General features: G+C 66.2%; 25 protein-coding genes. 8 read left to right on the top strand and 17 right to left on the bottom strand.

Going from position 1 to position 23,518, the window contains the following annotated elements; translation table 11 throughout:
- Window positions 1-18 precede the first annotated feature (18 nt).
- The 3 genes from dxs to ACT17R_RS05620 are packed head-to-tail and all read left to right on the top strand — an operon-like array spanning window position 19 to window position 3,200.
- Window positions 19-1,947, top strand: coding sequence for a 1-deoxy-D-xylulose-5-phosphate synthase (gene dxs / locus ACT17R_RS05630; protein WP_062901762.1), 1,929 nt, complete (start codon window positions 19-21; stop codon window positions 1,945-1,947).
- Entirely contained in the window at window positions 1,944-2,504 is a 561-nt protein-coding gene (locus ACT17R_RS05625; protein WP_062901763.1) for an STM3941 family protein, read from the top strand. Before dxs ends, ACT17R_RS05625 begins: the two co-directional genes overlap by 4 nt.
- Before the next feature lie 21 nt (window positions 2,505-2,525).
- Complete coding sequence (locus ACT17R_RS05620; RefSeq protein ID WP_062901764.1) at window positions 2,526-3,200, top strand: hypothetical protein; 675 nt, start codon at window positions 2,526-2,528, stop codon at window positions 3,198-3,200.
- A 50-nt stretch (window positions 3,201-3,250) separates the two neighbouring features.
- Here ACT17R_RS05620 and ACT17R_RS05615 read toward each other — a convergent pair whose 3' ends face one another.
- From ACT17R_RS05615 to purE, 9 genes are all read right to left on the bottom strand, one after another.
- Window positions 3,251-3,670 carry a DUF3035 domain-containing protein gene (locus tag ACT17R_RS05615; RefSeq protein ID WP_003040968.1) on the bottom strand — a complete coding sequence of 140 codons (420 nt, stop codon included), beginning with the start codon at window positions 3,668-3,670 and terminating at the stop codon, window positions 3,251-3,253.
- Between the two features lie 27 nt (window positions 3,671-3,697).
- On the bottom strand, window positions 3,698-4,222 hold the full coding sequence (lspA, locus tag ACT17R_RS05610; protein WP_444809131.1) for a signal peptidase II: 525 nt from the start codon (window positions 4,220-4,222) through the stop codon (window positions 3,698-3,700).
- On the bottom strand, window positions 4,219-7,233 hold the full coding sequence (gene ileS / locus ACT17R_RS05605) for an isoleucine--tRNA ligase (RefSeq protein WP_062901766.1): 3,015 nt from the start codon (window positions 7,231-7,233) through the stop codon (window positions 4,219-4,221). The genes lspA and ileS overlap by 4 nt, the downstream gene beginning before the upstream one ends.
- A 125-nt stretch (window positions 7,234-7,358) precedes the next feature.
- On the bottom strand, window positions 7,359-8,399 hold the full coding sequence (locus tag ACT17R_RS05600) for a glycerophosphodiester phosphodiesterase family protein (protein ID WP_444809130.1): 1,041 nt from the start codon (window positions 8,397-8,399) through the stop codon (window positions 7,359-7,361).
- A 50-nt stretch (window positions 8,400-8,449) separates the two neighbouring features.
- Window positions 8,450-9,391 carry a bifunctional riboflavin kinase/FAD synthetase gene (locus tag ACT17R_RS05595; RefSeq protein ID WP_444809129.1) on the bottom strand — a complete coding sequence of 314 codons (942 nt, stop codon included), beginning with the start codon at window positions 9,389-9,391 and terminating at the stop codon, window positions 8,450-8,452.
- Window positions 9,392-9,508: 117 nt separating this feature from the next.
- On the bottom strand, window positions 9,509-10,693 hold the full coding sequence (locus tag ACT17R_RS05590) for a dipeptidase (RefSeq protein ID WP_062901769.1): 1,185 nt from the start codon (window positions 10,691-10,693) through the stop codon (window positions 9,509-9,511).
- A 37-nt stretch (window positions 10,694-10,730) separates the two neighbouring features.
- Window positions 10,731-11,228: a dihydrofolate reductase gene (locus ACT17R_RS05585; RefSeq protein WP_186402921.1), complete on the bottom strand. Its 498-nt coding sequence runs from the start codon at window positions 11,226-11,228 to the stop codon at window positions 10,731-10,733.
- Window positions 11,225-12,298 (bottom strand): 5-(carboxyamino)imidazole ribonucleotide synthase, encoded by a 1,074-nt coding sequence (locus ACT17R_RS05580; protein WP_444809128.1) that lies wholly within the window; start codon window positions 12,296-12,298, stop codon window positions 11,225-11,227. The genes ACT17R_RS05585 and ACT17R_RS05580 overlap by 4 nt, the downstream gene beginning before the upstream one ends.
- 6 nt (window positions 12,299-12,304) lie before the next feature.
- Window positions 12,305-12,814: a 5-(carboxyamino)imidazole ribonucleotide mutase gene (gene purE / locus ACT17R_RS05575; protein ID WP_003040942.1), complete on the bottom strand. Its 510-nt coding sequence runs from the start codon at window positions 12,812-12,814 to the stop codon at window positions 12,305-12,307.
- Window positions 12,815-13,000: 186 nt separating this feature from the next.
- Between purE and ACT17R_RS05570 the strand changes: the two genes are divergently transcribed.
- Entirely contained in the window at window positions 13,001-13,642 is a 642-nt protein-coding gene (locus ACT17R_RS05570) for a GGDEF domain-containing protein (RefSeq protein ID WP_003040940.1), read from the top strand.
- Between the two features lie 49 nt (window positions 13,643-13,691).
- Window positions 13,692-14,024: a hypothetical protein gene (locus tag ACT17R_RS05565; RefSeq protein WP_062901771.1), complete on the top strand. Its 333-nt coding sequence runs from the start codon at window positions 13,692-13,694 to the stop codon at window positions 14,022-14,024.
- A gap of 31 nt (window positions 14,025-14,055) precedes the next feature.
- On the opposite strand, the gene ACT17R_RS05560 is transcribed toward ACT17R_RS05565, so the two are convergent.
- Together ACT17R_RS05560 and ACT17R_RS05555 are read right to left on the bottom strand one after the other, a co-directional pair.
- A complete protein-coding gene (locus ACT17R_RS05560) occupies window positions 14,056-14,367 on the bottom strand; it encodes a hypothetical protein (RefSeq protein WP_062901772.1) in 312 nt (103 codons plus the stop codon).
- A complete protein-coding gene (locus tag ACT17R_RS05555; protein ID WP_186402985.1) occupies window positions 14,364-14,621 on the bottom strand; it encodes a hypothetical protein in 258 nt (85 codons plus the stop codon). The genes ACT17R_RS05560 and ACT17R_RS05555 overlap by 4 nt, the downstream gene beginning before the upstream one ends.
- Before the next feature lie 143 nt (window positions 14,622-14,764).
- Between ACT17R_RS05555 and ACT17R_RS05550 the strand changes: the two genes are divergently transcribed.
- A complete protein-coding gene (locus tag ACT17R_RS05550) occupies window positions 14,765-15,406 on the top strand; it encodes a S24 family peptidase (RefSeq protein WP_062903112.1) in 642 nt (213 codons plus the stop codon).
- A 47-nt stretch (window positions 15,407-15,453) separates the two neighbouring features.
- Here ACT17R_RS05550 and ACT17R_RS05545 read toward each other — a convergent pair whose 3' ends face one another.
- From ACT17R_RS05545 to ACT17R_RS05535, 3 genes are all read right to left on the bottom strand, one after another.
- The gene (locus ACT17R_RS05545; RefSeq protein WP_202988225.1) at window positions 15,454-16,008 is read right to left on the bottom strand and encodes a DUF4402 domain-containing protein; all 555 of its coding nucleotides are present in this window, start codon (window positions 16,006-16,008) and stop codon (window positions 15,454-15,456) included.
- Window positions 16,009-16,120: 112 nt separating this feature from the next.
- Window positions 16,121-16,324, bottom strand: a complete 204-nt coding sequence (locus ACT17R_RS05540; protein WP_062901775.1) for a zinc-finger domain-containing protein — start codon at window positions 16,322-16,324, stop codon at window positions 16,121-16,123.
- A gap of 71 nt (window positions 16,325-16,395) precedes the next feature.
- A complete protein-coding gene (locus ACT17R_RS05535; RefSeq protein ID WP_234178503.1) occupies window positions 16,396-16,971 on the bottom strand; it encodes a DUF4402 domain-containing protein in 576 nt (191 codons plus the stop codon).
- 110 nt (window positions 16,972-17,081) lie between these two features.
- On the opposite strand from ACT17R_RS05535, the gene ACT17R_RS05530 reads away from it, so the two are divergent.
- Both ACT17R_RS05530 and nadB read left to right on the top strand, forming a co-directional pair.
- Window positions 17,082-18,005 (top strand): ABC transporter ATP-binding protein, encoded by a 924-nt coding sequence (locus ACT17R_RS05530; protein WP_062903114.1) that lies wholly within the window; start codon window positions 17,082-17,084, stop codon window positions 18,003-18,005.
- On the top strand, window positions 17,998-19,584 hold the full coding sequence (gene nadB, locus ACT17R_RS05525; RefSeq protein ID WP_062901776.1) for an L-aspartate oxidase: 1,587 nt from the start codon (window positions 17,998-18,000) through the stop codon (window positions 19,582-19,584). Before ACT17R_RS05530 ends, nadB begins: the two co-directional genes overlap by 8 nt.
- A 227-nt stretch (window positions 19,585-19,811) precedes the next feature.
- Here the strand turns inward: nadB and ACT17R_RS05520 are convergent, their stop codons facing one another.
- The 3 genes from ACT17R_RS05520 to ACT17R_RS05510 are packed head-to-tail and all read right to left on the bottom strand — an operon-like array spanning window position 19,812 to window position 23,483.
- A complete protein-coding gene (locus ACT17R_RS05520) occupies window positions 19,812-21,032 on the bottom strand; it encodes a M20 metallopeptidase family protein (RefSeq protein ID WP_062901777.1) in 1,221 nt (406 codons plus the stop codon).
- 55 nt (window positions 21,033-21,087) lie between these two features.
- Window positions 21,088-22,314 (bottom strand): hypothetical protein, encoded by a 1,227-nt coding sequence (locus ACT17R_RS05515; RefSeq protein ID WP_444809127.1) that lies wholly within the window; start codon window positions 22,312-22,314, stop codon window positions 21,088-21,090.
- Window positions 22,311-23,483, bottom strand: coding sequence for an acyl-CoA dehydrogenase family protein (locus ACT17R_RS05510; RefSeq protein WP_062901779.1), 1,173 nt, complete (start codon window positions 23,481-23,483; stop codon window positions 22,311-22,313). Before ACT17R_RS05510 ends, ACT17R_RS05515 begins: the two co-directional genes overlap by 4 nt.
- Window positions 23,484-23,518 lie beyond the last annotated feature (35 nt).

Here is a 23,518-nt window from a genome sequence, read left to right as displayed (position 1 = left end):
TATCATTATGATGGGCCGATGACCGACCGTCCGCATACGCCGCTGCTCGACACGGTGGATGTCCCCGCCGACCTCCGCAAGCTCAAGCCCGAACAGCTTCGCCAGTTCGCCGACGAACTGCGCGCTGAAACCATTTCCGCCGTGGGAACCACGGGCGGCCATCTGGGGTCGGGGCTGGGCGTCGTCGAACTTACCACCGCGCTGCATTATGTCTTCGACACGCCCCGCGACAAGATTGTGTGGGACGTCGGCCACCAATGCTATCCGCACAAGATCATCACCGGCCGCCGCGACCGGATCCGCACGCTGCGCCAGGGCGGCGGGCTGTCGGGCTTCACCAAGCGCAGCGAGAGCGAATATGACCCGTTCGGCGCCGCCCATTCGTCGACCTCGATCAGCGCCGCGCTGGGCTTTGCGGTCGCGAACAAGCTGAAGAACGAACCCGGCCGCGCGATCGCGGTGATCGGCGACGGGTCGATGTCGGCGGGCATGGCCTATGAGGCGATGAACAATGCCAAGCAGGCGGGCAATCGCCTGATCGTCATCCTGAACGACAATGACATGTCGATTGCGCCGCCGGTCGGGGGCCTGTCGGCCTATCTGGCGCGGCTGGTGTCGTCGCGGCCCTTCGTCGAGCTGCGCGAAATCGCGCGGCGCTTCGCCCGCAAGCTGCCGCAGCCGCTGCACAAGGCGGCGAGGAAGACCGACGAGTTTGCGCGCGGCATGGCGATGGGCGGAACGCTGTTCGAGGAACTGGGCTTTTATTATGTCGGCCCGATCGACGGCCATAATCTCGACCATCTGATCCCGGTGCTCGAGAATGTCCGCGACAGCGACCATGGCCCGGTGCTGATCCATGCGGTGACGATGAAGGGCAAGGGCTATGCCCCCGCCGAGGCCGCCGCCGACAAATATCATGGCGTCCAGAAATTCGATGTCATCACCGGCGAGCAGGCGAAGGCGCCGCCGGGGCCGCCCGCGTATCAGAATGTGTTCGGCGAAACGCTGGCCAAGCTCGCCGACAGCGACCCGCGCATCGTCGCGATCACCGCCGCGATGCCATCGGGCACCGGGGTCGACAAATTTGCGAAGGCGCATCCCGACCGGAGCTTCGACGTCGGCATCGCCGAACAGCATGCGGTGACGTTCGCGGCGGGGCTCGCGGCGCAGGGGATGCGGCCGTTCGCGGCGATCTATTCGACCTTCCTCCAGCGCGCCTATGACCAGGTCGTGCATGATGTTGCGATCCAGAATCTGCCGGTGCGTTTTGCGATCGACCGCGCCGGGCTGGTCGGTGCCGACGGATCGACCCATGCGGGATCGTTCGACGTCACCTATCTCGCAACGCTGCCCAATATGGTGGTGATGGCGGCTGCCGACGAGGCCGAGCTGGTCCACATGACCTATACCGCGGCCGAATATGACGACGGCCCGATCGCCTTTCGCTATCCGCGCGGCAATGGCACCGGCGTACCGCTGCCCGACACGCCCGAGAAGCTGGAGATCGGCAAAGGCCGCGTCGTGCGTGCCGGCAAAACGGTCGCGATCTTCTCGCTCGGCACCCGGCTTGCCGAGGCGCTGAAGGCCGCCGACACATTGGAAGCGCGCGGTCTGTCGACGAGCGTGATCGACCTGCGCTTCGCCAAGCCGCTCGACGAGGAGCTGATCCGCAAGACGCTGGCGAGCCACGAGGTGTGCGTGACGATCGAGGAGGGCGCGATCGGCGGGCTGGGCGCGCATGTGCTGACGCTGGCGAGCGACGCGGGGCTGATCGACGCAGGGCTGAAGCTGCGCACGATGCGGCTGCCCGACATGTTCCAGGACCAGGATTCGCCGCAGGCGCAATATGACGCCGCGGGGCTGAATGCGCCGCAGATCGTCGACACGGTGCTGAAAGCGCTGCGTCACAATAGCGCGGGGGTCGAGGAAGCGGGCGCACGGGCTTGAGCGGCGCGGCGGCCTCTGGCGAGGTCTTCGAAGCATATTATTCGATTCCGCGGCTGCTGCTGGCGCTGGCCGGCGCTTTGGCCTTTGTTGCGGCGGCGCTGTTGATGGCAAACACCGGGTTCGTGTCGGGTTCATGGCTGGTCGCGGGGGCGGCGATCGCCGGCATCGCTTTTTTCGGCTTTGTCGCCGCGATTATCGTCCGCCGCCTGTTCGACCGGCGCGTCCAGCTTCGCATCGATGCCAAGGGAATCATGGTGCGCGAATGGTCGGATCAGGTGATCGCGCATCGTTCGATCCGGCGCGCGAGCGACATGGGACAGTTCGTGGGGCTCTTCCTGCACAAGCCCGAAAAATATCCGACGACCAATCCGATGCGGCGCTTTCTGCTGCGCGTCGGGGGCGAATTGCAACGATCGGCGGGCGATATCTATATCGTGAAATATCAGTATGACCGCCGCGCGGAGGCGATTTTTGACGCGCTCGACCGGATGCGGCCACGCACGGCATTCGAAGAAGAGGTTGAGCGTCGGGTGGCTAAAGCGCGCGCGTCGAGCTGATCCGCAGGAAAGGGAGCGTCGATGGATTTTCTGAAACTGATCCAGTCGCTCGACGAACTGCTCTACGAGGTCATGTCGTGGCTGATCTTCTATCCGGTCACGCTGTGGCGGGCGCTCGCACAGCCGCTCAAGATGATGGATTATTCGGAGGCCGAACTGGGCGATCCGGCCGAGCGGCAATATACCGACACGCTGTCGCCGCCGCTGTTCCTGCTGCTGACGCTGGTAATCTGCCACGCGATCGAACTGTCTATCGTGGGGCAGAATGCGGTGATCTTGCGCCGGACCGGACTGGGCGGACTGGTCAATGACGATTCGACCTACATCCTGCTGCGGGTCGCCTTTTTCAGCCTCTTTCCGTTGATCATGGCGGCGCGGCTGGTACGCGCGCGCAACGTCAAGCTCGACCGGGTGCCGCTCAAGGCGCCCTTCTACAGCCAATGCTATGTGACCGCGCCCTTTGCGCTGATGGTGTCGACGAGCGGAATTCTGATGCAGCTCAAGCCTGGTGACAGTCCCCTCTGGGGCTTGGCGCTGCTCATCGCCGCGCTGCTATGGTTCGGCAGTTTGCAGATATTATGGTTCGCACAGCATCTGCGGATCGGCCGGCTGCGGGCCGCGCTCCATGCCTCGCGCGCAATGGTCGAGGCGCTGATCGCTTTCGTCGCGATTTCGCTGATTTTCGTGGGGATATGAAAACGGCCCGGGGGTGCCGGGCCGTTTCGATCAATTGCCTGCGCGCAGAATCAGGCGCCGGGGATCGACGCGCTGGCTTCGCGGCCGTCGCCCTGCGGCGCGGCGATGATGTCGCGGGTGACGAGGCCCTTGTCGACGACCTGCGTGTCGGGGCTGCCGACCTGGCTGCGGATGCCGGGGTCGGCGCGCGCGCCGTCGGCGCTGCCGATGATCGCGTCTTCGGCCGGGCTGCGCGGCGATTCGCCGCCGAAGAGCGCGCGCAGCGTCTGTTCGGCGGTGGTTTCGTTGCCGGGCCGCGCCGCGCCGGGGGCGGGCGGGGTCAGCGAGAAATCGGGCGGAACGACGAGCGGCGCCTGCCGCGACACCGCCATTTCGTCGGGGCGCTGGCGGCTGAACAGGCTGTTCGATCCGCAGGCCGACAGCGTCATCGCGACGATCGAGGCGGCAAGGATGGCTTTGGTCCGGTTCACTTCAAATAGACTCCCTATGCGCCCCGTTTACTCTTTCGCCGCCTGGTCGGCGGCCGTGGGGGTCTTTTCGCCGAAGAGCAGCGCGCGCGCAACCAGCAAAAGCACGCCGAGCGTGATGCAGGCGTCGGCGACGTTGAAGATCATGAAGGGGCGGAAGGCCCCGAAATGCAGATCGGCGAAATCGACGACATAGCCGAAACGCAGGCGATCGATGATATTGCCGAGCGCGCCGCCGAGGATCATCGCGAGCGCGATGACGTCGCCGCGCGCCTTTTCGCGCGTCATCCACAGCGCGACCGCCGCCGCGACGATGGCGGTCACCGCGACGAGCGTCCAGCGCGTCGTATCGTTGCACTTGGCGAACATTGACAGCGAAATGCCGCAATTTTCTGCCCAGGTCAGGTTGAAGACCGGTAGCAGCTCGATCTGCCCATAGGGCTGGGTTTCGAGCGACAGCGGCACGACCACCACCCATTTGACGAGCTGATCGAGGCAAAAGGCGACCGCGGCGACGATCAGGCCGAAGCGCAGGTGGGGAGAACGCGTGCTCATTGCGCGTCCAATACCGTCTCGCAGCGATTGCACAAGGCGCCGTCGGCGGTCACTTCGGGCAGATGGCGCCAGCAGCGGCCGCATTTGTGGTTTTCGGTGCGCTTCACGTCCCAGTCGCCTTGATGGACGGTCGAGGTGATGAAGATTTCCTCATAATCGACGTCGCCGGCTTCGCTCGGGAGCCATACTTCGGCTTCGAGGCTGGAGCGGATGGTCTTTTCGCGGCGCAGCGGCTCGATGCGTTCGGTGACGAGAGCGCGGGTGCCGCGGATTTGCGCCCACTTCTCAATCAACTCGTCATTCCCGCGAAGGCGGGAATCCAGCTTTTCACCGTCGTTGGAAGCTGGACCCCCGCCTTCGCAGGGGTGACGGAGGAGGGCGGCGAAATCCGGCCACTCCAGCAGGTGGACGCTGCCCGCGTCGGGATAGCGCGTGCCCCATACTTCTTCGCTGGTGAACACGAGCACCGGCGCGGCGTAGCGGACGAGGGCGTGGAACAGCACGTCGAGCACGCTGCGATAGGCGCGGCGGGTGTCGGTGCCGAGCGGCGCGGCGGGGCCGAGGTCGCAGTAGAGGACGTCCTTGCGGATATCGAAATAAAAGGCCGACAGATCCTCGTTGCAGAAATCGGCGAGGAGGCGCGTGTAGGCGTTATAGTCGAAATCATCGACCGCTTGGCGCAGCTTCGCGTCGAGATCGGCGAGCAGCGAGAGCATATAGCGTTCGAGTTCGGGCATCGCCGCGACGTCGGTGATGCGTTCTTCCTCCGTAAACCCGTCGAGCGCGCCGAGCAGGTAGCGGAAGGTATTGCGCAGTTTGCGATACTGGTCGGCGACCCCGGCGAGGATTTCCTTGCCGATGCGGTGATCCTCGGTGAAATCGACGCTGAGCGCCCACAGGCGCAGGATGTCGGCGCCATAGTCGCGCATCAGGTCGATCGGGCTGATCGTGTTGCCCAGCGACTTCGACATTTTGAAGCCCTTGGCGTCCATCGTGAAGCCGTGGGTGAGGACGGCCTTGTACGGCGCCTGCCCGCGCGTGCCGCAGCTTTCGAGCAGCGACGACTGGAACCAGCCGCGATGCTGGTCGCTGCCTTCGAGATAGAGGTCGGCGCTGTGGGTGCCGCCGTCGTGGCGGATGAGCGCGGGCCAGCGACCGCTTTCGAGGACGAAGGCGTGGGTGCAGCCCGAATCGAACCAGACGTCGAGAATGTCGGTGATGCGCTCGTAATCGGCGGCATTGTAGCTATCGCCGAGATATTCCTGCGCGCGCGCGTCGCTCCACGCATCGACGCCGGCTTCCTTCACCGCCGCGACGATGCGGTCGTTGACAAGCGGGTCGTTGAGATATTGCCCGGTCTTGCGGTCGACGAACAGCGTGATCGGCACGCCCCATGCGCGCTGGCGGCTGAGCACCCAGTCGGGGCGTCCTTCGACCATCGACCCGATGCGGTTGCGGCCCTTGGCGGGGACGAAGCGCGTGTCGTCGATCGCCTGCATCGCCGCCTGCCGCAAGGTCGGGGCGTCGCACAGGCCCTCTTCGGCGGGGTTGATCGCGCCGCCTTCGCCTTCCCAGCGCCGTTCGCTGCGCGTCTTGGGCTCGATATGCGTCATCACCTTGTCCATCGGCACGAACCATTGCGGGGTGCAGCGGAAGATGATCTTGGCCTTCGAGCGCCAACTGTGCGGATAGCTGTGCTTATAGTCGGCGCTGGCGGCCAGTAGCGCACCGGCTTCGCGAAGGTCTGAGCAGATCGGGCCGTCGGGGGCGTTGAACTTGGGGTTGATCACCGATCCCTGACCGCCGAGCCAGCCCCAGTCCTCGCGATATTTGCCGTCGCCCTCGACCGCGAAGACGGGGTCGAGCCCATTCGCCTTGCAGAGGTCGAAGTCGTCTTCGCCGTGATCGGGCGACATATGGACGAGGCCCGTGCCGCTGTCGGTGGTGACGAAATCGCCCGCGAGGAAGGGGCGCGGACGCGCAAAGAAGCCGCCGAGTGCGTGCATCGGGTGGCGGGCGATGGTGCCGGCGAGGTCGCTGCCTTTGATCGTTTTTACGACGGTGCCCGGTGCGAACCCGTGCACTGAATGTTTGATGCGCTTGTGGAACTCGTCCAGCAACGGTGCAGCGACTAGATATTTGAGATCTTCAACTAAGGGCATTGGATCGCCGGGGTTGAGCATTTTGGCTTGGCCACGCGCGGTAGCTACCAGCACATATTCAACCTCCGGCCCATAGGCCAAAGCCTGGTTCACCGGGATCGTCCAAGGCGTCGTTGTCCAGATCACCGCATGCGCGCCGACCAGCTCCGCGATCGGGCTTTCAACGATCTCGAACGCCACGTCGATCTGGGTCGAGACGATATCCTCATATTCGACTTCGGCCTCGGCGAGCGCGGTCTTTTCGACCGGCGACCACATCACCGGCTTGGCGCCGCGATAGAGCATGTCATTGGCGGCGAATTTTAAGAGTTCGCGCACGATGGTCGCCTCGGCCTCATAATCCATCGTCAGATACGGATGGTCCCAGTCGCCGCCGATGCCGAGACGCTTGAGCTGCTCGCGCTGGGTGTCGACCCAATGCTGCGCATAGGCGCGACATTCGGCGCGGAACTCCTCGACCGGAACCTCGTCCTTGTTGAGCTTTTTCTTGCGATATTGTTCCTCGACCTTCCACTCGATCGGCAGGCCGTGGCAATCCCAGCCTGGAACATAGGGCGCGTCTTTGCCCTTCAGCGTCTGGGTGCGGACAACCATGTCCTTCAGGATATGGTTGAGCGCATGGCCGATGTGCATGTCGCCATTGGCGTAGGGCGGGCCGTCGTGGAGGATGAACTGGTCGCGGCCGCGGCGCGCTTCGCGAATCTGCGCCTCCAGATTGCTCTCGAGCCATTTCGCCAGAATCAGCGGCTCCTTCTGCGGCAGGCCGGCCTTCATCGGAAAGTCGGTCTTGGGCAGGAAGACGGTGTCGCGGTAATCGCGCTGATCGGGGGCGGAGGTGCTGTCGGTCATGGTCGCGGCGCTTAGCGCAAGTGAGGCGCGCTAGTCACGTTTAAGTTGATCGCGCCGTGTCCGGGGCGATTCGAAGGGCGTCTGGGGCCCGGCTTGCGCCGGGGTTCACTAGGCCCGAAACGTAGCTATTTCTGGCGCGGGCGGAGCGCCGGGCCGAGATTGTAGATGTCGTCGATCCACACATAGCCGGTAAAGCTGGCCGGGATGCGCGTAAGCTGGTCGACGCGCCACAGGCCCATGCCGCCCTGTTTGTCGCCGCGGGCGCCGGTCATCAGGACGCGGGTGCCGTGCGCCGCCGCGCGCGCCTGCAGGCGGTCGGGCCAGCCCCAATAGGCCCATTGATAGTCGAGCGGCACCATGATCGTGCCGCCGACGCAGCTCGGCGGATACCAGCCCGACCAGCCGAACTTGATGTAATCGCCGGTGCAGCGCTTGGCACCTTCGGGGTCGAGCGTCCAGGCGCGCGGCGCGCGGGCGCGGATCGGCTGGAGCACGCGCGCATTGCCGAAAAAGCCGAATCGCGGCTGGTTCGGATCGATCCCCGCGCGGGCAAAGGCGGCGAGCGCCAGCGCGCCTTCGCGCGGGTCGCGCGACTTGAAGTTGACGATCAGCGACGCATGGCCGAGGTCGCGCAGCACATCGTCGAGGCTGGGCATCAATCCCACCCCCTTGCCGCGCAGGGGGAAGGTTTTTCCGCCGTCGGCGGTATAGCCGTAGCCGATGTCGAGCCGTTTGAGTTCGGCCATCGTGCGGTCGCGAATATTGCCCTTGCCCTCGGTGCGGCAGTCGAGCGTCCAGTCGTGGAACACCGCAAGCCGGCCGTCCTTCGTCGCCGCGACGTCGAACTTCACCGCCCCGGCATCGCGGCCGATCGCGACCTTCATCGAAGGCAGGCTGTTTTCGATATAGGCATGTTCGGGCGGATAGATGCGCGTCGCGGTGCAACTGTCGTCGGTGACGCCGCGATGGTCGAAAAGCTGCGAAACGCCGCGGTGCGCGATCAGGACGCGCTTGCCGACGGGATCGGGCGCGAGCCAGGTCGCGTTCGACAGGGTGAGCCAGGCGACGAGCGCGGCGAAGAGCCAGAGGAAGATTTTGGTGCCGCGCTTCATCGGCTTTTTGGGCGGGCCGGAGAGGCCGGCGGCCCAGTCGTCGCTGTCGGTCATCTTTCCCCCGTCGTCAAGTTGGACCCGGACCCCGGTTCATGGCGGGCATGTCAGACGTCGGCGAGCAGCCGCTTCGCCTCGTCACAATCCGCCGCAATCTGCGCCATCAGCGCGTCCATCCCGTCATATTTCGCCTCGGGCCGGATGAAGGCGCGGAATTCGACGTCGATTTCCTGACCGTAGAGATCGCCGTCGAAATCGAAGAAATGCGGTTCGAGCAATTCCTTGGGCGGATCGAAGCTCGGCCGGATGCCGAGGTTCGCGGCGCCTTTCAGGATGCGGCCCCCCGGCCCCTCGCTTAGCAGGCGGCCGGTGACGGCGTAGATCCCGTAGCGCGGGCGCAAATAGGTGCCCATGTCGATGTTCGCGGTCGGAAAGCCGAGCAGGCGGCCGTTCTTGTCGCCATGCTGGACGGTTCCGCGCACCGTGAAGGGGCGGGTGAGCAGGCGCGCCGCGGTCGCGCAGTCGCCCGCGCGCAGCGCGTCGCGGATGCGGCTCGACGAGATCACCTCGGCGCTGTCGTCGACCGGCGCGACCATCTCGGTAAAGAAGCCGAGGCGGCGGGCATGATCGGCGAGGGTCACGACATCGCCGCCGCGGCCCTTGCCGAAGACGAAATCGGCACCGGTGACGACCCCCGCCGCGCCATAGCGTTCGAGCAGCAATTCGGTGATGAAATCCTCCGCCGTCGTTGCGGCGAGCGCGGCGTCGAAGGGCAGGACGAGCATTGCGTCGGCGCCCGCCGCGCCGAACAATTGCTGCCGCTGGTCGAGCGTGGTCAGGCGGAAGGGCGGCGCGTCGGGTTTGAAGACGCGCACCGGATGCGGATCGAAGGTCGCGACGATCGCGGGGCGCCCGTCGTCCTTGGCATGATGCACCGCGCGGCCGACCACCGCCTGGTGTCCGGCGTGAAAGCCGTCGAAATTTCCAAGCGCGATGACGCCGCCACGCAGCGCACCCTCAATACGTTCGTGGCCGTCGAGGCGGATCATGGCCACCCTGTCTTCCGTTCGTGCTGAGCTTGTCGAAGCACTGTTCTTTCTTTCAACCTCGCCAGAAGGAAGGGCGGCCCTTCGACACGCTCAGGGCCGACGGATTTGGAAATCGAGTCATCGGGCCGGCGGCGTCAGCGGCACGATCCCCGCGCGGATGACGCGGAGCGCGTTGCCGCCCATCGCGGCGCGGATTTCATCGTCGCTGAAGCCCGCGTCGAGCAGCGCCTGCGTCACCTGAACCAGCTTCGACGTGTCGAAGCGGACCGTGGTCGCGCCGTCATAATCGCTGCCGAGCGCGACATATTGGATGCCGACGAGGTCGCGGACATGCTTCATCGCCCTGGCGACGCTGGCGGGCGAGGTGTCGCACACCGCCGCGTCCCAATAGCCGATGCCGATGACGCCGCCGGTCGCGGCCAACCCACGGATTTCGTCGTCGGTGAGGTTGCGGTTGACCTTGCACGTCGCCTGCACCCCGCCGTGGCTGGAGACGACGGGACGGCGCGCCATCTTGAGGATGTCGACGACGCAGGCGTGGCTGCAATGCGCGATGTCGACGATCATGCCCTTCGCTTCCATCCGGCCGATCAGGTCGCGGCCGAGCGGGGTGAGGCCGCCCTTTTTCAGCCCGTGCATCGATCCGGCGAAGATATTGTCGAAGAAGTGGGTGATCCCCGCCATGCGGACGCCGGCGCCGTAGAGCTTGTCCAGATTGTCGATATTGCCGTCGAGATCGTGGAGCCCCTCGACACTGAGCATCGCGCCGACGGGCGGCGGGGTTTTAGTGCGCCGCGCGGCGAGCAGCGTGTCGAGTTCGGCGGGGCTCGCGACCGCCATCAGCTTGCCGTCCGACGCCGCGGCGGCGCGGTGCAGCTTCGTCGCGTGCCAGAGCGAGCGTTCGAGCAGCGAGTTCCACGTCCGCACTGGCTGCAGCTGCGCGATCACCAGCGGGGTGATATTGTCGCTGTCGTCGCCATTGGCGTCGTAATTCTGGCCCTTTGGCGATTTGGTGGTGCTGGAGAGGATCTGGAGCGCGACATTGCCCTCTTCGAGCCGCGGCAGGTCCATATGGCCGCGGGTCGCGCGGTTCAGGAAATTGCGCCCCCACAGCAGGCTGTCGCTGTGCAGATCGACGATCGTCAGCGTCTTGTGCAGCGCGGCGGCGCGCGCGCTGACCGTTGGCAGCGGCTTGCCGTCGACCTTGTTGAGCCCGCGCTCGATCATGCCGGGGGCGAGGAGGAAGAAGGCGGCCGCCCCTACGACGAGCAGTGCTAAGATGCCGATCAGCCAGCGGCGCATGTCAATTCTCCCCCATTGTCCCGCTTTGCGCGTGCCATCATCCCGCTTTGCGCGTGAAGGTGACGAAGCTGTAGGCCGGGCGCCCCCCGTCGTCGGCCGGATGATCCTCGCGCGCCACGACCTGCCAGTCGGCGGAATCGGGATAGGCGATGGTCGCATCTCCCGCGGGTTCGATCGCAACCTCGGTCAATTCGATCCGCGTCGCGAGCGGCAGGAACAGATCGTAGATTTCGGCGCCGCCGATCACCATCGCCTGCGGCGCATTGGCGAGGCGCAGCGCTTCCTCGACGCTGGCGACGGGCTCGGCGCCTTCGTCCTGCCAGCCCGCGTCGCGGGTGAGGACAATGTGGCGCCGCCCCTCCAGCACCGTGGGCAGGCTGTCGAAGGTCTTGCGGCCCATGATCATCGGGCGGCCCATGGTGAGCTGTTTGAAGCGACGCAGGTCGGCGGGCAGGTGCCAGGGAATCTTGCCCCCCGCACCGATCACGCCATTGGCGGCGCGTGCAAGGACCAGCGTGATATCCGGGCGGTTCATCGGGGAGAGGCTCCAACCCAAGTGACGTGGCCGAGCTTGCGCCCGTCGCGCACCTCGGTCTTGCCGTAGTGATGCACGTGCGCGGCGCCGTCGGCAAGCAGCGCCGGAATCTTTTCGATCTGCGCGCCGATCAGATTGTGCATCGTCACCGGCAGTAGCGGCACCGCCGTATCGCCGAGCGGCAGGCCCGCGACGGCGCGGATATGGTTTTCGAACTGGCTCGTCACCGCGCCCTCGATCGTCCAGTGGCCGCTGTTGTGGACGCGCGGCGCCATCTCGTTGAACACCGGCCCCGCGTCGGTGGCGAAAAATTCGCCGGTGAGCACGCCGACATAGTCGAGCGCATCGCCGATCGCCGCCATCATCGCGCGCGCCGCGGGTTGCTGGTCGAGGACGATGGACGGCGGCGGCAGGCTGGAGACGGCGAGAATGCCGCCTTCGTGGACATTCGCCGAACTGTCCCAAAAGCGCGTTTCGCCGTCGATGCCGCGCACCATGATAACCGAAAATTCATGGTCGAAGGCGACGAAGCCTTCGAGGATCGCGGGCTGCCCGCCGATCGCCTCCCACGCCGCATCGGCATCGGCGGGCGCGGCGATTCGCGCTTGTCCCTTGCCGTCATAGCCCATGCGCACGGTCTTGAGGATCGCGGGGGTGCCGATGGCGGTGAGCGCGCTATCGAGTGCCGCGCGCGTCGGCACCGCGGCAAAAGGCGCGGTGCGGCCGCCGAGATCGGCGACGAAGGATTTTTCGGTGAGCCGGTCCTGCGCGATTTCGAGCGGCTTGCCGCCCGGATGGACCGCGACATGGCCCGACAGGCAACGCACCGTGTCGACCGGGACATTTTCGAATTCGAAGGTCACGATGTCGCACGCGGCCGCGAAGCCCGCGAGGCGCGGTTCATCGTCCCACGCCGCCTGCGTGTGGTGGGCGGTGACTTCGGCCGCGACGCTTTCGGCGTCGGGGGCATAGACATGAACTTTGTAGCCGAGCTGCGCGGCGGCGACCGCGAGCATCCGGCCAAGCTGGCCGCCGCCCAGGATGCCGATCGTCGATCCGGGAGAAAGCAAAGCGGGTCAGCCTTCGCGCACGGGCGTCGGCGCGACGCTGTCGGTCTGTTTCGCGCGCCACGCGTCGAGCCGCGCGGCGAGGTCCGCATCGGTGTTGGCGAGCAACGCGGCGGCGAACAGCCCCGCGTTGGTCGCGCCCGCCTTGCCGATCGCAAAGGTCGCGACGGGGACGCCGCCGGGCATCTGGACGATCGAATAGAGGCTGTCGACGCCGCTGAGCGCCGCCGACTGGACCGGCACGCCGAGCACGGGAACGCGCGTCATCGCCGCGACCATGCCGGGCAGATGCGCGGCGCCGCCGGCGCCCGCGATGATCGCCTGGAGCCCGCGGTCGGCGGCGCCCTTGGCATAGGCGACGAGCCGGTCGGGGGTGCGGTGCGCGGAGACGATATGCACCTCGTGCGCGATGCCGAATTCTTCGAGGATCTGGACCGCATGCGCCATCGTCGGCCAGTCCGACTGGCTGCCCATGATTACGCCGATGCTGGCTTTCGCGCTGGCTGCGCCGTCGCCCATTCCGTCCCTCCTGCCCGGGCGATGAATCGCCGCTGCCTCCCCCTAGCGACTCGACCGCGCGCGGGCAATGTCACCAAAATGGCACCGCGTTTACGTCTTGGTATCAAGTCGTGGCTAACCTGCCTGCCATGCCCATCCTGCCGGCGTCCTGCCGGCGACCCACCGGATGCGCATCGGGGATAGGGAATGGATAGCGTAGGGGGGGCGCGGATCGCGGTCGAAAGGGCCGGTTTCGTATCCGTCGACTCCATCGAGGACCAGTTGCGCGAAATGCGCCGCGAACGCGATGCGTTGCGCCGTGAGAACCGCATCCTGAAGATCGCGGTCGCGGAGCTCGAACGCGTGTCCGAACGCGATACGCTGACCCCGCTGTTCAATCGCCGCTACTTCCTGACCGCGATTCACCAGCGCCTCGCGCGCTTCGAACGCCATGCCGAAAGCGCGGCGGTCGTGTTCATCGACGTCAATCAGCTCAAGCAGATCAACGACACGCTGGGGCATGCCGCCGGCGACTTCGCGCTCATGCAGATTGCGGGCCGCCTGTCGGCCTCGATCCGGTCGACCGATGTCGCAGCGCGGATCGGCGGTGACGAATTCGGGCTGATCCTCGATCAGTCGAGCGAAAAGGGCGCCCGCGCGCAGATCGAACGGCTGGCCGAGGTGCTGAGCGCCGAGCCCGCCAACTATGACGGGCAGGAGGTTCGCCTGTCGGCCTGCTTCGGCGTCGCGATGCTGCAGACCGGGATGAGCGAATCGGACGTGCTCGCCGCCGCCGACCGCGACATGTATCGCTGCAAACAGCGCGAAGTCGCCCGCACCCACCGCTAACCCGGCGTTAACCAAAGGCGCGCATCCTCCCTTTATGGACAGGGGGTGGATGATGCGTACCCAGGCCGATTTTTTCACCGATATCGAAAACCAGATTTCCGGGCAGATTGGCGCGCTTGCCGAAGCGCTCCCGCATTGTGCGTTGACCCAGATCGTGCAGGGGGTCGACGACATTCGTTGCCTTGCGCGCGATCATGGCTTCGCGATCGTCGAAACGCTGGCGAGCCAGCTCGAATCGGCGGTGGCCGGGGGCGGCTATCGCGCCGCCGTCCTGACCTATCTCGACGCGATGAACGATGCGGTGCGCGCACCGCGCGGCCCGATGCCCGCGGCCGCGCAGGAAGCCTGGCTCGCGTCGGTCGCGATGCGCCTCGGCCATTAAACCCGGCTATTCGCACACCGCGAGCTAGCGCTTAATCCTCCACGCTCAATAATTCGACCCATAGGCCGCCTGGCTGCGCTTCGACCGCGACATCGGCGACGATGTGGCCGGCCAGCCGCCAGTCGAAGGCGGCGAGCCGCGCCGAAAGATCAGTGAGGGCGGTTCCGGCGGGCAGCGTCAGCGCAAACCGGTGGCGCGCTCCGATGAAATTGGCGCTGGCCCAAGGTCGCATCGTCGATGCGCCGAGCTGCGATCCCGGCGGCAGCAAGCGCGTCAGCAGGCGCGCGATGCGGCGGTGCGGGCAGGTGGGCCGCATGGGGGCGGTGTGCGACCAGCGGATCATGCGCGGCGGCTCTTGTTGGCGCGGCTGCCGACGCGGCGGTCGCCGATCGGCGTCACGCGGCCGGCCCGGAAGTCGGCACGCCATTTGTTCATGAAATGTTCCGCACGGCAGATCACCGCGCGGCCACAGATCCGCCCGCCGCGAAGGTCGCTCACCAGCCGCGGGTCGTGGACGGCGGCGCGGCCGAACACGCTCGGCGGCATATCGGCCTCCTTCAGAAAGGCCTCGATCCGTTCCAGCAAAATGCCCTGCATCGTCATCTCCCTGCCCGCGATTCGATCAATAGGATAATTCCTATTTGATTGGCATTTTCCTACTTGTCTAGGAAAAATCCTATTGCTAGAGATGAAATAGGAAGGACTAGTCCTTGACCGATATCGACGACGACCCGCGCCGGATGCTCGACCGGCTGCTGACCGAAAAGGGGGTGGATTATGCCCAGCTTTCGGCGCGCATCGGGCGCAACCCCGCCTATATCCAGCAATATATCAAGCGCGGATCGCCGCGGCGGTTGGGTGAACAGGACCGGGCGCGCATCGCCGCCTATCTGGGCGTGTCGGAGGCGCTGCTGGGCGGCCCGGCGCTACGCGTCGCCGCGCCTACGCCGCGCGCGCGCGGCCGCGACCTCGTGCTGGTGCCAAAGCTGGCGATCGGCGCTTCCGCGGGGCCGGGCGCGAGCGTCGATGGCGAAGCTGTGGAAAGTGAGGTCGCCTTCGATCCGCGCTGGCTGCGCGATCTGGGCGCCGACCCGCGCGCGCTGAGCATCATTCGCGTCGAAGGCGATTCGATGGCGCCGACGCTGGGCGATGGCGACGATATATTGGTCGATGGCGGCGACGCGGCCGCCCGGCTGCGCGACGGCATCTATGTGCTGCGGATGGACGATGTGCTGATGGTCAAACGCATCGCGCGCGCGCCGGGGCCGGGGCGCGTGTCGGTCATCAGCGACAATCCGCACTATCGTAGCTGGGACGATCTGCCGCTGTCGGCGATCCGGCTCGTCGGCCGGGTCATCTGGACGGGGCGCAGGGTGCGCTAGGACCGCTCGCTATCTTCTGATTGGTGATCGGCCCAGGGTCGAACCGGCTAGAGATAATTGACCGTCAGCGTGAAGGTGCCGCTGTAATCGCCCTCGGGCTGGTTCGCCGGGACGCTGAGCGTGCCGCCGACATAATAGGTTTGCACCCCGCTGGGCAGCAGCGTCGCGCTCGACCCGAGCAGGATAATGCCGCCGCCGCTTGTCGTCATCGCGCGGGTCAGCGTGGCGGTCATTGCGGGCGCGCCGCCGCCTGCGCGGGTCAGTGTCGCCGAATTGCTGCCGCTGACAGTGATCAGCAGCAGGCCGCCGGTACCCTGGAATACCCCGCGCTGCGCGCCGCTGCCGGCGAGCGTGACGCCGCCCGCCGAGCCGCGCGCATTGGTCGCCGGATTGACCGTCACCGTGCCCCCGGTCGCGCCGCTGACGATCGTGCCGAAATCGAGGTCGTCGGTCTTGATGAGCGTGTTCGGCCGCACCACCGCGGCATTCGCGGTGCCGGTCGTCTCGGCCGCCGATGCGGACGGCCCCATCAGCGCCGCTGCCGTGGCAGCGGCGGCGAGGCATAAGGCCATCGGTCGGAAGTTGGTCCCTTGAATCCCCACGATTCTGCTCCTGTCCGGCACACTATGCCAGCAGGGCATGAAGGGAGGATGCGCAGGCATGGTAAAGCGGGTCTTTACCTTTGCGCGGAGGCGGTGCGTCAGGCCCCCGACTCTATGCCTTGTCAGCGACCCCGCCGATCAGCACGAAACGCCGATCGCAATAGCCGCAATCGACGTACCCATCGTCGGGATCGATCTCCAGCCAGACGCGCGGGTGGCCGAGCGCGGCGTTGGCGAGCCCGTCGCCCGTGCCGTCGCATGCGATGCGGGTCTTGGACGTGCGGATCGTTTCGGGAGCGGGTGCAGGCTGGGTCATCGACGCGCCTTTAGCAAGCAGGTGCGGGCGGGGCAATCGGTCTCGATCGCTCCGCCCGCAACGGGCGACGCTTACAGATAGTTCAGCGTGATCGTGAAGGTGCCGCTGTAGTCGCCGGGCGCCTGATTGGCATTGACCTCCAGCGTCGCGCCGACTGGAAAATTATAATTGCCCAGCGCCGAGGTGATGCGGAAGCGCGTCGGCGAGGTCGAGAGGATCGCGGTCGGGGTGCTGCCGATCTCGAAATCGCGCACGCGCATCCGCTGGCCGGGGCCGGTGATCCAGATGCTGTTCGAACCGAGCGAGATATTGACCTGGCGATTGTAGCTGCCGAGCCCGGCGAAGCGCGCCGGTTCGCCCGAACTGCCCGCGAGCGTCGCGCCGCCGGTGCGGCTGCGCGTGCCGTCGGGGGCAAGCCGCACGGTGCCGGCGCTGCCCGAGGCGATGATGTCGCCGAAATCGAGGTCGTTGACCTTGAAGAAGGACAGCGGCCGCAGCACGATCGCTTCGGCCTGTGCCTGCGTCGTCGATTGCGGCGATGTGGTCTGGGCATGCGCCGCCGGTCCGATCGCCGGAGCCGTCAGCAGAGCGCACGCTGCGAAGCCGCGCAGTATGGCGCGCGGGTCGATGATGTGTCTGGTCCTCACGCATCCCCCCTTAGCGGTGAGGTCGCAAAATATGCTTACAGCTTATGGTAAAGAAAAGCTTGCCGCCGAGGCCCTTTCGCACCCGCACCGGCGCGGCTATGGAAGGCGCCATGAGTGAAGCCGCCATCCGCATCGACGCCGTTTCCAAAATCTATGCCGGGGGCAAGCAAGCGCTCGACAATGTCAGTTTCGATGTGCCGCGAGGTCAGATATTCGGACTGCTCGGCCCGAACGGCGCGGGCAAGTCGACGCTGATCAACATCCTCGCGGGGCTGGTCAACAAGACCAGCGGCCATGCGAGCATCTGGGGCTTCGACATCGACGCCGACCCGCGCAACGCCAAATATTCGATCGGTATCGTGCCGCAGGAAATCGTCTTCGATCCATTTTTCACGCCGTTCGAGACGCTGGAGAACCAGGCGGGCCTGTATGCCGTGCCGAAGGGCAAGCGCATTTCGGACGAATTGCTGGCGGCGGTGCACCTTAGCGACAAGCGCGATGCCTATGCGCGCACGCTGTCAGGCGGCATGAAGCGCCGCCTGCTCGTCGCCAAGGCGATGGTCCATTCGCCGCCGATCATCGTGCTCGACGAACCCACCGCGGGGGTCGATATCGAACTGAGGCAGCAGCTTTGGGAATATGTGCAAAGCCTCAACGACCGCGGCGTAACGGTGGTGCTGACGACGCATTATCTGGAAGAAGCCGAGGAGCTGTGCGACCGTATCGCGATCATTAACCACGGCAAGCTGATCGCCAACAAGCCGACGCGCGAGCTGGTCGACATGGCGCGCGAGAAGATCGTCGTCGTGACGCTGGATGCCGATGTCAGCGTGCTGCCGTCGCACTCTGCCTTCGACAAGGTCGAGCGCGAGGGCGAACGGGGGCTGGCGATCAGCTACAACAAGGATCGCACCAACGCGGGCGAGGTGCTCGCGGCGGTGAATGCGATGGGGCATGGCATCGTCGACGTGTCGACGCGCGAGGCCGACCTTGAGGATGTGTTCCTGAATTTGACGCGCGCGGCGAATGGCTGAGGCCGCGACCCACGACGTCATCATCGTCGGTTCCGGCGCGGCGGGGCTGACAGCGGCGATCGCGCTGGCGGAGCATTGCCGTGTTCTCGTGCTTGCAAAGGGCGAGCTGACCGGCGGGTCGACCGCCTGGGCACAGGGCGGGATCGCGGCGGTACTCGACGCGGGCGACACGTTCGAAAATCATATCAACGATACGATGATCGCGGGGGCCGGGCTCAACCGGCGCGAGACGGTCGAGTTCGTCGTCGAAAATGCGCCCCACGCGATCGAGCGGCTGATCGAAATGGGCGTGCCCTTCAACAAGGAGGCCGAGGCGCTGCACCTGACGCGCGAGGGTGGCCATTCGCACCGCCGCATCGTCCACGTCGACGATGCGACCGGCTGGGCGGTGCAGGCGGCGCTGCTCAAGACCGCCGAGGCGCATCCGAATATCACGCTGCTGCCGGGACAGGCGTGCATCGACCTGATCAGTGGACGTCATGAGCTACGCTATTCGGGGTCGGGCCATGTCTGGGGCGTCTATGCGCTCGACGAAAAGACGGGGAAGGTCCACGCGCATGTCGGCCGCGCGACCATATTGGCGAGCGGCGGGGCGGGGCGCGTCTATCAATTTTCGACCGCGCCGCGCGGCGCGACGGGTGACGGCATCGCGATGGCGTGGCGCGCGGGCGCGCGCGTTTCCAACATGGAAATGATGCAGTTCCACCCGACCTGCCTTTACAATCTGGAGGTCAAGAATTTCCTGATTACCGAGGCGGTGCGCGGCGAGGGCGGGATATTGAAGCATCCCGTCACCGGCCATCGCTATATGCCCGATTACGACCCGCGCGCCGAACTGGCGCCGCGTGATATCGTGGCGCGCGCGAACGACGATCAGATCAAGCGCTTCGGCCTCGACTATGTCCACCTCGACATCAGCCAAAAGGACCCCGATTTCGTCGCGGGGCATTTCCCGAACATCCACGAAAAGCTGCTGACGCTGGGTATCGACATGACGAAGCAGCCGATCCCGGTGGTGCCGGCGCAGCATTATACCTGCGGCGGCATCCTGATCGACCTTGACGGCCGCACCGACCTGCCGGGGCTCTATGCGGCGGGAGAATGCACCGAAAGCGGGCTGCACGGAGCCAACCGCCTGGCGTCCAACTCGCTGCTCGAATGTTTCGTCTTCGGCGAGGCGGCGGCGAAGGATATCATCGCCCGCTGGAACCAGCTCGAAACGCCGCCGCCGATCCGCGCGTGGGATGAAAGCCGCGTCACCGATTCGGACGAGGAAGTCGTCATCAAGCAGAACTGGACCGAGATCCGCCGCTTCATGTGGAACTATGTCGGCATCGTGCGCACGACGAAGCGGCTGGAGCGCGCGCAGCACCGTATCAACATGATGACGCACGAGGTCGAGGATTATTACGGACATTTCCGCGTGACGACCGATCTGATCGAGCTGCGCAACCTGCTCCAGTGCGCCGACCTGATCGTGCGCAGCGCCCTGCATCGCAAGGAAAGCCGCGGGCTGCACTATACGCTCGATTACCCGCGTCTGCTTCCTGAGGCACGCGACACGGTGCTGGTTCCTTAAACGCACAGCGCGCCGCGGATATTGCACCACGGCGCGCCGGCTTACGCCCTGCCTCCCCATGACCCCGCGATGCGGCGCGGGGCCGAAGGCCCCACCTCCGGGAGCGGCCAGAGCGGCCCGGAAGGGCCGCCGGCGATGAAGGGATCGCAGCGGTCGACCGGAACGCCCCCACCATGCGGCGCCAATTCCTGCTGCGCATTGACCGAAGTCAAAAAAGCGCCGGTGCGTCAGGCAAAACCCTCGTTCAAAAAGCGTTCGGCGAGGGCGGCGTGGAGGGCGGCGCCGCGGGCCATGACCTTTTCGTCGAGTATCATGCGGTTCGAGTGGAGGCCGCAGCACTGGCGCCAGTCGCTGCCCGCCTCGCTGGCGCCGAGCCAGAACATCGCGCCGGGCACTTTTTCGAGCACATAGGCGAAATCTTCAGCCCCCATCACCGGATTGTCCATCGTCAGCCAGGCCGCCTCGCCGAATGCCTCTTCGACGACGCTCTGACCGAAGGCGGCGGCGCGGCTGTCGCACACGGTGACGGGGAAGCCCTCCTCGATTACGACCTCGGCGGTGCAGCCATGCGCTTCGGCGATCGCGGGGACGAGGCGCCGCAGTTCGGCGGCGACCATCGCGCGGCGATGCGGCGACAAGGTGCGGATCGTGCCCTGCATGTCCGCGGTTTCGGGGATGATGTTGTTTGTCGTGCCCGCGGCGATTTTGGCGATGGTGATGACGGCGGGATCGAAGACCGAGATGCGGCGCGTCACCATTGTCTGGATCGCGGTGACGATCGCGCAGGCGACGGGGATGGGGTCGATCGCATCCTGCGGCATGGAGGCGTGGCCGCCGGCGCCCTTGACGGTGATCGAGAGGACGTCGGACGAAGCGAGCAGCGGCCCGGCGCGCCCCGCGAAGATGCCGTGCGGCGCGTTGGGCATGATGTGGAGCGCGAAGGCCGCGTCGGGCAGCGGATCGATCAGCCCGTCGTCGAGCATAAACCGCGCGCCGTGATGCCCTTCCTCGCCGGGCTGGAACATGAACATCACCGTGCCGGGCAGGCGGTCGCGCGCCGCACAGAGCAGCTTCGCCGCGCCGACAAGCATCGCGACATGTGTATCATGGCCGCAGGCATGCATCGCGCCGCTGGTTTCCGAGGTGAATGCGAGGCCCGTATCCTCGACCAGCGGCAGCGCGTCCATGTCGCCGCGCAGCAGCACAGTGCGCGCGTTCCCGCCATTCCCCGCCAAACCCCCGCGCAGGATCGCGACCAGCCCCGTGGTCGACGGCCCTTCGCGAAATTCGAGCGGCAGGCCGGCGAGAGCGTCCTTGATCTTGGCGAGCGTCTTGGGATTCTGAAGGCCGAGTTCCGGCTCGCGGTGGATAGCGCGGCGCAGATCGACGAGATCATCAAGGAGGGTTTCGGCCTCGGCGGGCCAGCGGCTTGTTTCGGTCAGCGTCATCTCTCGATCCTCGACTGGGGGCGTCACGCGATCCTAGAACGTCGCCGCCGGCTTGTCAGCCTGCCGCGGCGCGGCCGAGGGTCAGCACGGCGAGCGCGATGGCGATGGCGCTGCCGTGCAGGACGATGCGGCCCCAGCGGGTCGGGGCGGGGTCGATCCATTCGACGACGAGTGCGGTCGCCGACTGGATGCCATAATAGAGAACGAAGGCTTTGGACGCCCAGGCGATGACGGTGAAGATGTCGCCCGCCCACACCACCGCGATCGAGGCTGATGCTGCGATGACATAGCCGATAGCGACGGGGATTCGCTGGCGCGAGGCGCCGGCGACGAGGCCGCTGGCGCCGTTGAGATCGGCCACCGCCGCCGAAAGCTGCGACAGAAGGGCGGCGACGATGATCGCCGGCGCAACGAGGGTGCCGACGGGGCGCAGCAGTTCGATGACATGGGTGTCGCCGCCCTCGGGCGGCAGGCGCCCGTCGAGCCACGGCGTCAGGAGGCCGATGAAGAGCATGTAGACGACGAAGGCGATCCACTGCGCATGGCGCATCGTGCGCACTCGCGTCGCGCGGTCGTAGCTGTCGCCGAGGTAGCGAGACGTCTCGAACCCCTGGACGAGGATGATGAGGCCGAGCAGGATGCGGACCGCGTCGAAACCCTCCGCCTGGTCGGCGAGCGGACGGACCGCGACCGTTCCCGCCGCGACTTCCGACCCCAGCGCCCAGGCGAGCGCGGCGATGAGCGCGACGATCATCGCCAGCTTAAGCCCGACCGAGCCCAGCTCGACATGCTCGAGCCAGCGCAGACCGCCGAAATAGCCGAGGGTGCCGAGCAGCGCGAGGATCGCGGTCGTCATCCCGTGCGCAACCACCGGATCGACGACGCCGAACGCCTTGAGCGCGAAATCGGCGAGCAGGTCGAGATAATAAGCGACCGAGACGAAATAGGCGAGGATCAGCGCAAGATCGGCGGCGCGGTCGAGCCAGAGCAGCACCGGCGGCGGCGATTCGGCCGCGAGCATCGGTTCGAGGCGACTGATATTGTCGCGCACCGCAAGGCCGAAAAGATAGGAAATGGCGCAGAGCGCCGCCATCGCCGCGACCGCATAATGGCCCGCGACATGGCCAAGGATCGGCCCCGCGACGAGGAAGCCTGACCCGATGATCGACGCGAGTGGCGTGACGGTCGCGCGCCAGTCGCGCGAGCGCAGCAGCGGCGGCGACAGCATCACCGCCGCGGTCGCGACGGCGACGACGAGCAGAACGAGGTTGGTCGAACTCACCGACCGCCGAAGAGCTGCCGCCCCGCCAGATCGAGCATGATTTCCTCGCTGCCGCCGCCGATCGCGTTGACGCGAACCTCGCGGTAGATGCGTTCGACCTTGCTGCCAGTGATGTAGCTCGCGCCGCCCAGCACCTGCGCCGCCTCGCGCGCGACCGCCTCGAGCATCCGGGTCGCCTGTACCTTGAGCATCGCGAAATCGGCGGGGCGGTCCTTGCCGGTCTTCACCTGCCAAGCGCAGAGGTCGACCCACGCCTGCGTCGCTTCGATCTGGCGTTCCATATCGGCGAGCTTGATGCGGATCGACTGGTGGCCGACGAGCGGCTTGCCGAACGTCTCGCGGTTCTGCGCCCATTCTACGGCCTCGGCGAGCGCGACGCGGGCATAGGCGCAGCAGCCCATCGCCATGCCGAGCCGTTCCGAATTGAAGTTGCGCATGATGCCGATGAAGCCGCCGTTCTCGGGCCCGATCAGGTTTGCAGCGGGGACGCGGACGTCCGCGAAATGGATCGCCGCGGTGTCGCTGCAGCGCCAGCCCATCTTGTCGAGCCGCGTGCGTTCGACGCCGGGTGCGTCCATGTCGATGAGCAGCAGCGAGATGCCGCCCGCGCCCGGACCGCCGGTGCGCACCGCGCAGGTCAACCAATCGGCGCGCATGCCGCTGGTGATGAACATCTTGCCGCCATTGACAACATAATCGTCGCCGTCGCGCACCGCCGTCGTCTTGAGGTTGGCGACGTCGCTGCCGCCGCCCGCTTCGGTAATGCCGAGCGCGATGATCTTGTCCCCAGCGAGCACGGGCGGCGCGACCCGCTGTTTCAATTCGTCCGAGCCCAGCGCGAGGATCGGCGGCAGGCCGATGCCGTGCGTCATCAGCGAGGCACCGAGTCCGCCCGCGCCGACCGCGGCGAGCTCCTCGGTCAGAACGAGGCCGTGGAAATTGTCGAAGCCTTCGGAATGGCCGCCATATTGCTCGGGGTAGCGCAGGCCAAGTATACCCGCTTCCGCCGCCTTCTTGTGCAGCGCGCGCGGCAACTCGCCCTCGGCCTCCCAGCGGTCGATGTGCGGTGCGATCTCGCGTTCGACGAAGCGGCGGACGCTTTGCGCCAGCGCCTCGTGGGTTTCGTCATAATAGGGGGAACGGGCGCACCAATCGTCGAAAGCAGTCATACCCCGATGCTGCGCCCGGTTGACGTAAACGTCAA

Source organism: Sphingopyxis sp. Q841 (assembly GCF_052384365.1).
Classification (GTDB): Bacteria; Pseudomonadota; Alphaproteobacteria; order Sphingomonadales; family Sphingomonadaceae; genus Sphingopyxis; species Sphingopyxis terrae_A.
This window is presented reverse-complemented; position numbering and strand designations above follow the sequence as displayed.

Bases quoted from the DNA above. Each gene is read 5' to 3' on its own strand.
- purE (WP_003040942.1), bottom strand. From the start codon at position 12,814: ATGGGCGACGGCGCAGCCAGCGCGAAAGCCAGCATCGGCGTAATCATG.
- lspA (WP_444809131.1), bottom strand. From the start codon at position 4,222: ATGAGCACGCGTTCTCCCCACCTGCGCTTCGGCCTGATCGTCGCCGCG.
- ACT17R_RS05595 (WP_444809129.1), bottom strand. From the start codon at position 9,391: ATGATCCGCCTCGACGGCCACGAACGTATTGAGGGTGCGCTGCGTGGC.
- ACT17R_RS05540 (WP_062901775.1), bottom strand. From the start codon at position 16,324: ATGACCCAGCCTGCACCCGCTCCCGAAACGATCCGCACGTCCAAGACC.
- ACT17R_RS05565 (WP_062901771.1), top strand. From the start codon at position 13,692: ATGATGCGTACCCAGGCCGATTTTTTCACCGATATCGAAAACCAGATT.
- ACT17R_RS05520 (WP_062901777.1), bottom strand. From the start codon at position 21,032: ATGACGCTGACCGAAACAAGCCGCTGGCCCGCCGAGGCCGAAACCCTC.
- ACT17R_RS05560 (WP_062901772.1), bottom strand. From the start codon at position 14,367: ATGATCCGCTGGTCGCACACCGCCCCCATGCGGCCCACCTGCCCGCAC.
- ileS (WP_062901766.1), bottom strand. From the start codon at position 7,233: ATGACCGACAGCACCTCCGCCCCCGATCAGCGCGATTACCGCGACACC.
- ACT17R_RS05620 (WP_062901764.1), top strand. From the start codon at position 2,526: ATGGATTTTCTGAAACTGATCCAGTCGCTCGACGAACTGCTCTACGAG.
- ACT17R_RS05600 (WP_444809130.1), bottom strand. From the start codon at position 8,399: ATGACCGACAGCGACGACTGGGCCGCCGGCCTCTCCGGCCCGCCCAAA.
- dxs (WP_062901762.1), top strand. From the start codon at position 19: ATGACCGACCGTCCGCATACGCCGCTGCTCGACACGGTGGATGTCCCC.
- ACT17R_RS05570 (WP_003040940.1), top strand. From the start codon at position 13,001: ATGGATAGCGTAGGGGGGGCGCGGATCGCGGTCGAAAGGGCCGGTTTC.
- ACT17R_RS05530 (WP_062903114.1), top strand. From the start codon at position 17,082: ATGAGTGAAGCCGCCATCCGCATCGACGCCGTTTCCAAAATCTATGCC.
- ACT17R_RS05510 (WP_062901779.1), bottom strand. From the start codon at position 23,483: ATGACTGCTTTCGACGATTGGTGCGCCCGTTCCCCCTATTATGACGAA.
- ACT17R_RS05555 (WP_186402985.1), bottom strand. From the start codon at position 14,621: ATGCAGGGCATTTTGCTGGAACGGATCGAGGCCTTTCTGAAGGAGGCC.
- nadB (WP_062901776.1), top strand. From the start codon at position 17,998: ATGGCTGAGGCCGCGACCCACGACGTCATCATCGTCGGTTCCGGCGCG.
- ACT17R_RS05550 (WP_062903112.1), top strand. From the start codon at position 14,765: ATGCTCGACCGGCTGCTGACCGAAAAGGGGGTGGATTATGCCCAGCTT.
- ACT17R_RS05585 (WP_186402921.1), bottom strand. From the start codon at position 11,228: ATGAACCGCCCGGATATCACGCTGGTCCTTGCACGCGCCGCCAATGGC.
- ACT17R_RS05590 (WP_062901769.1), bottom strand. From the start codon at position 10,693: ATGCGCCGCTGGCTGATCGGCATCTTAGCACTGCTCGTCGTAGGGGCG.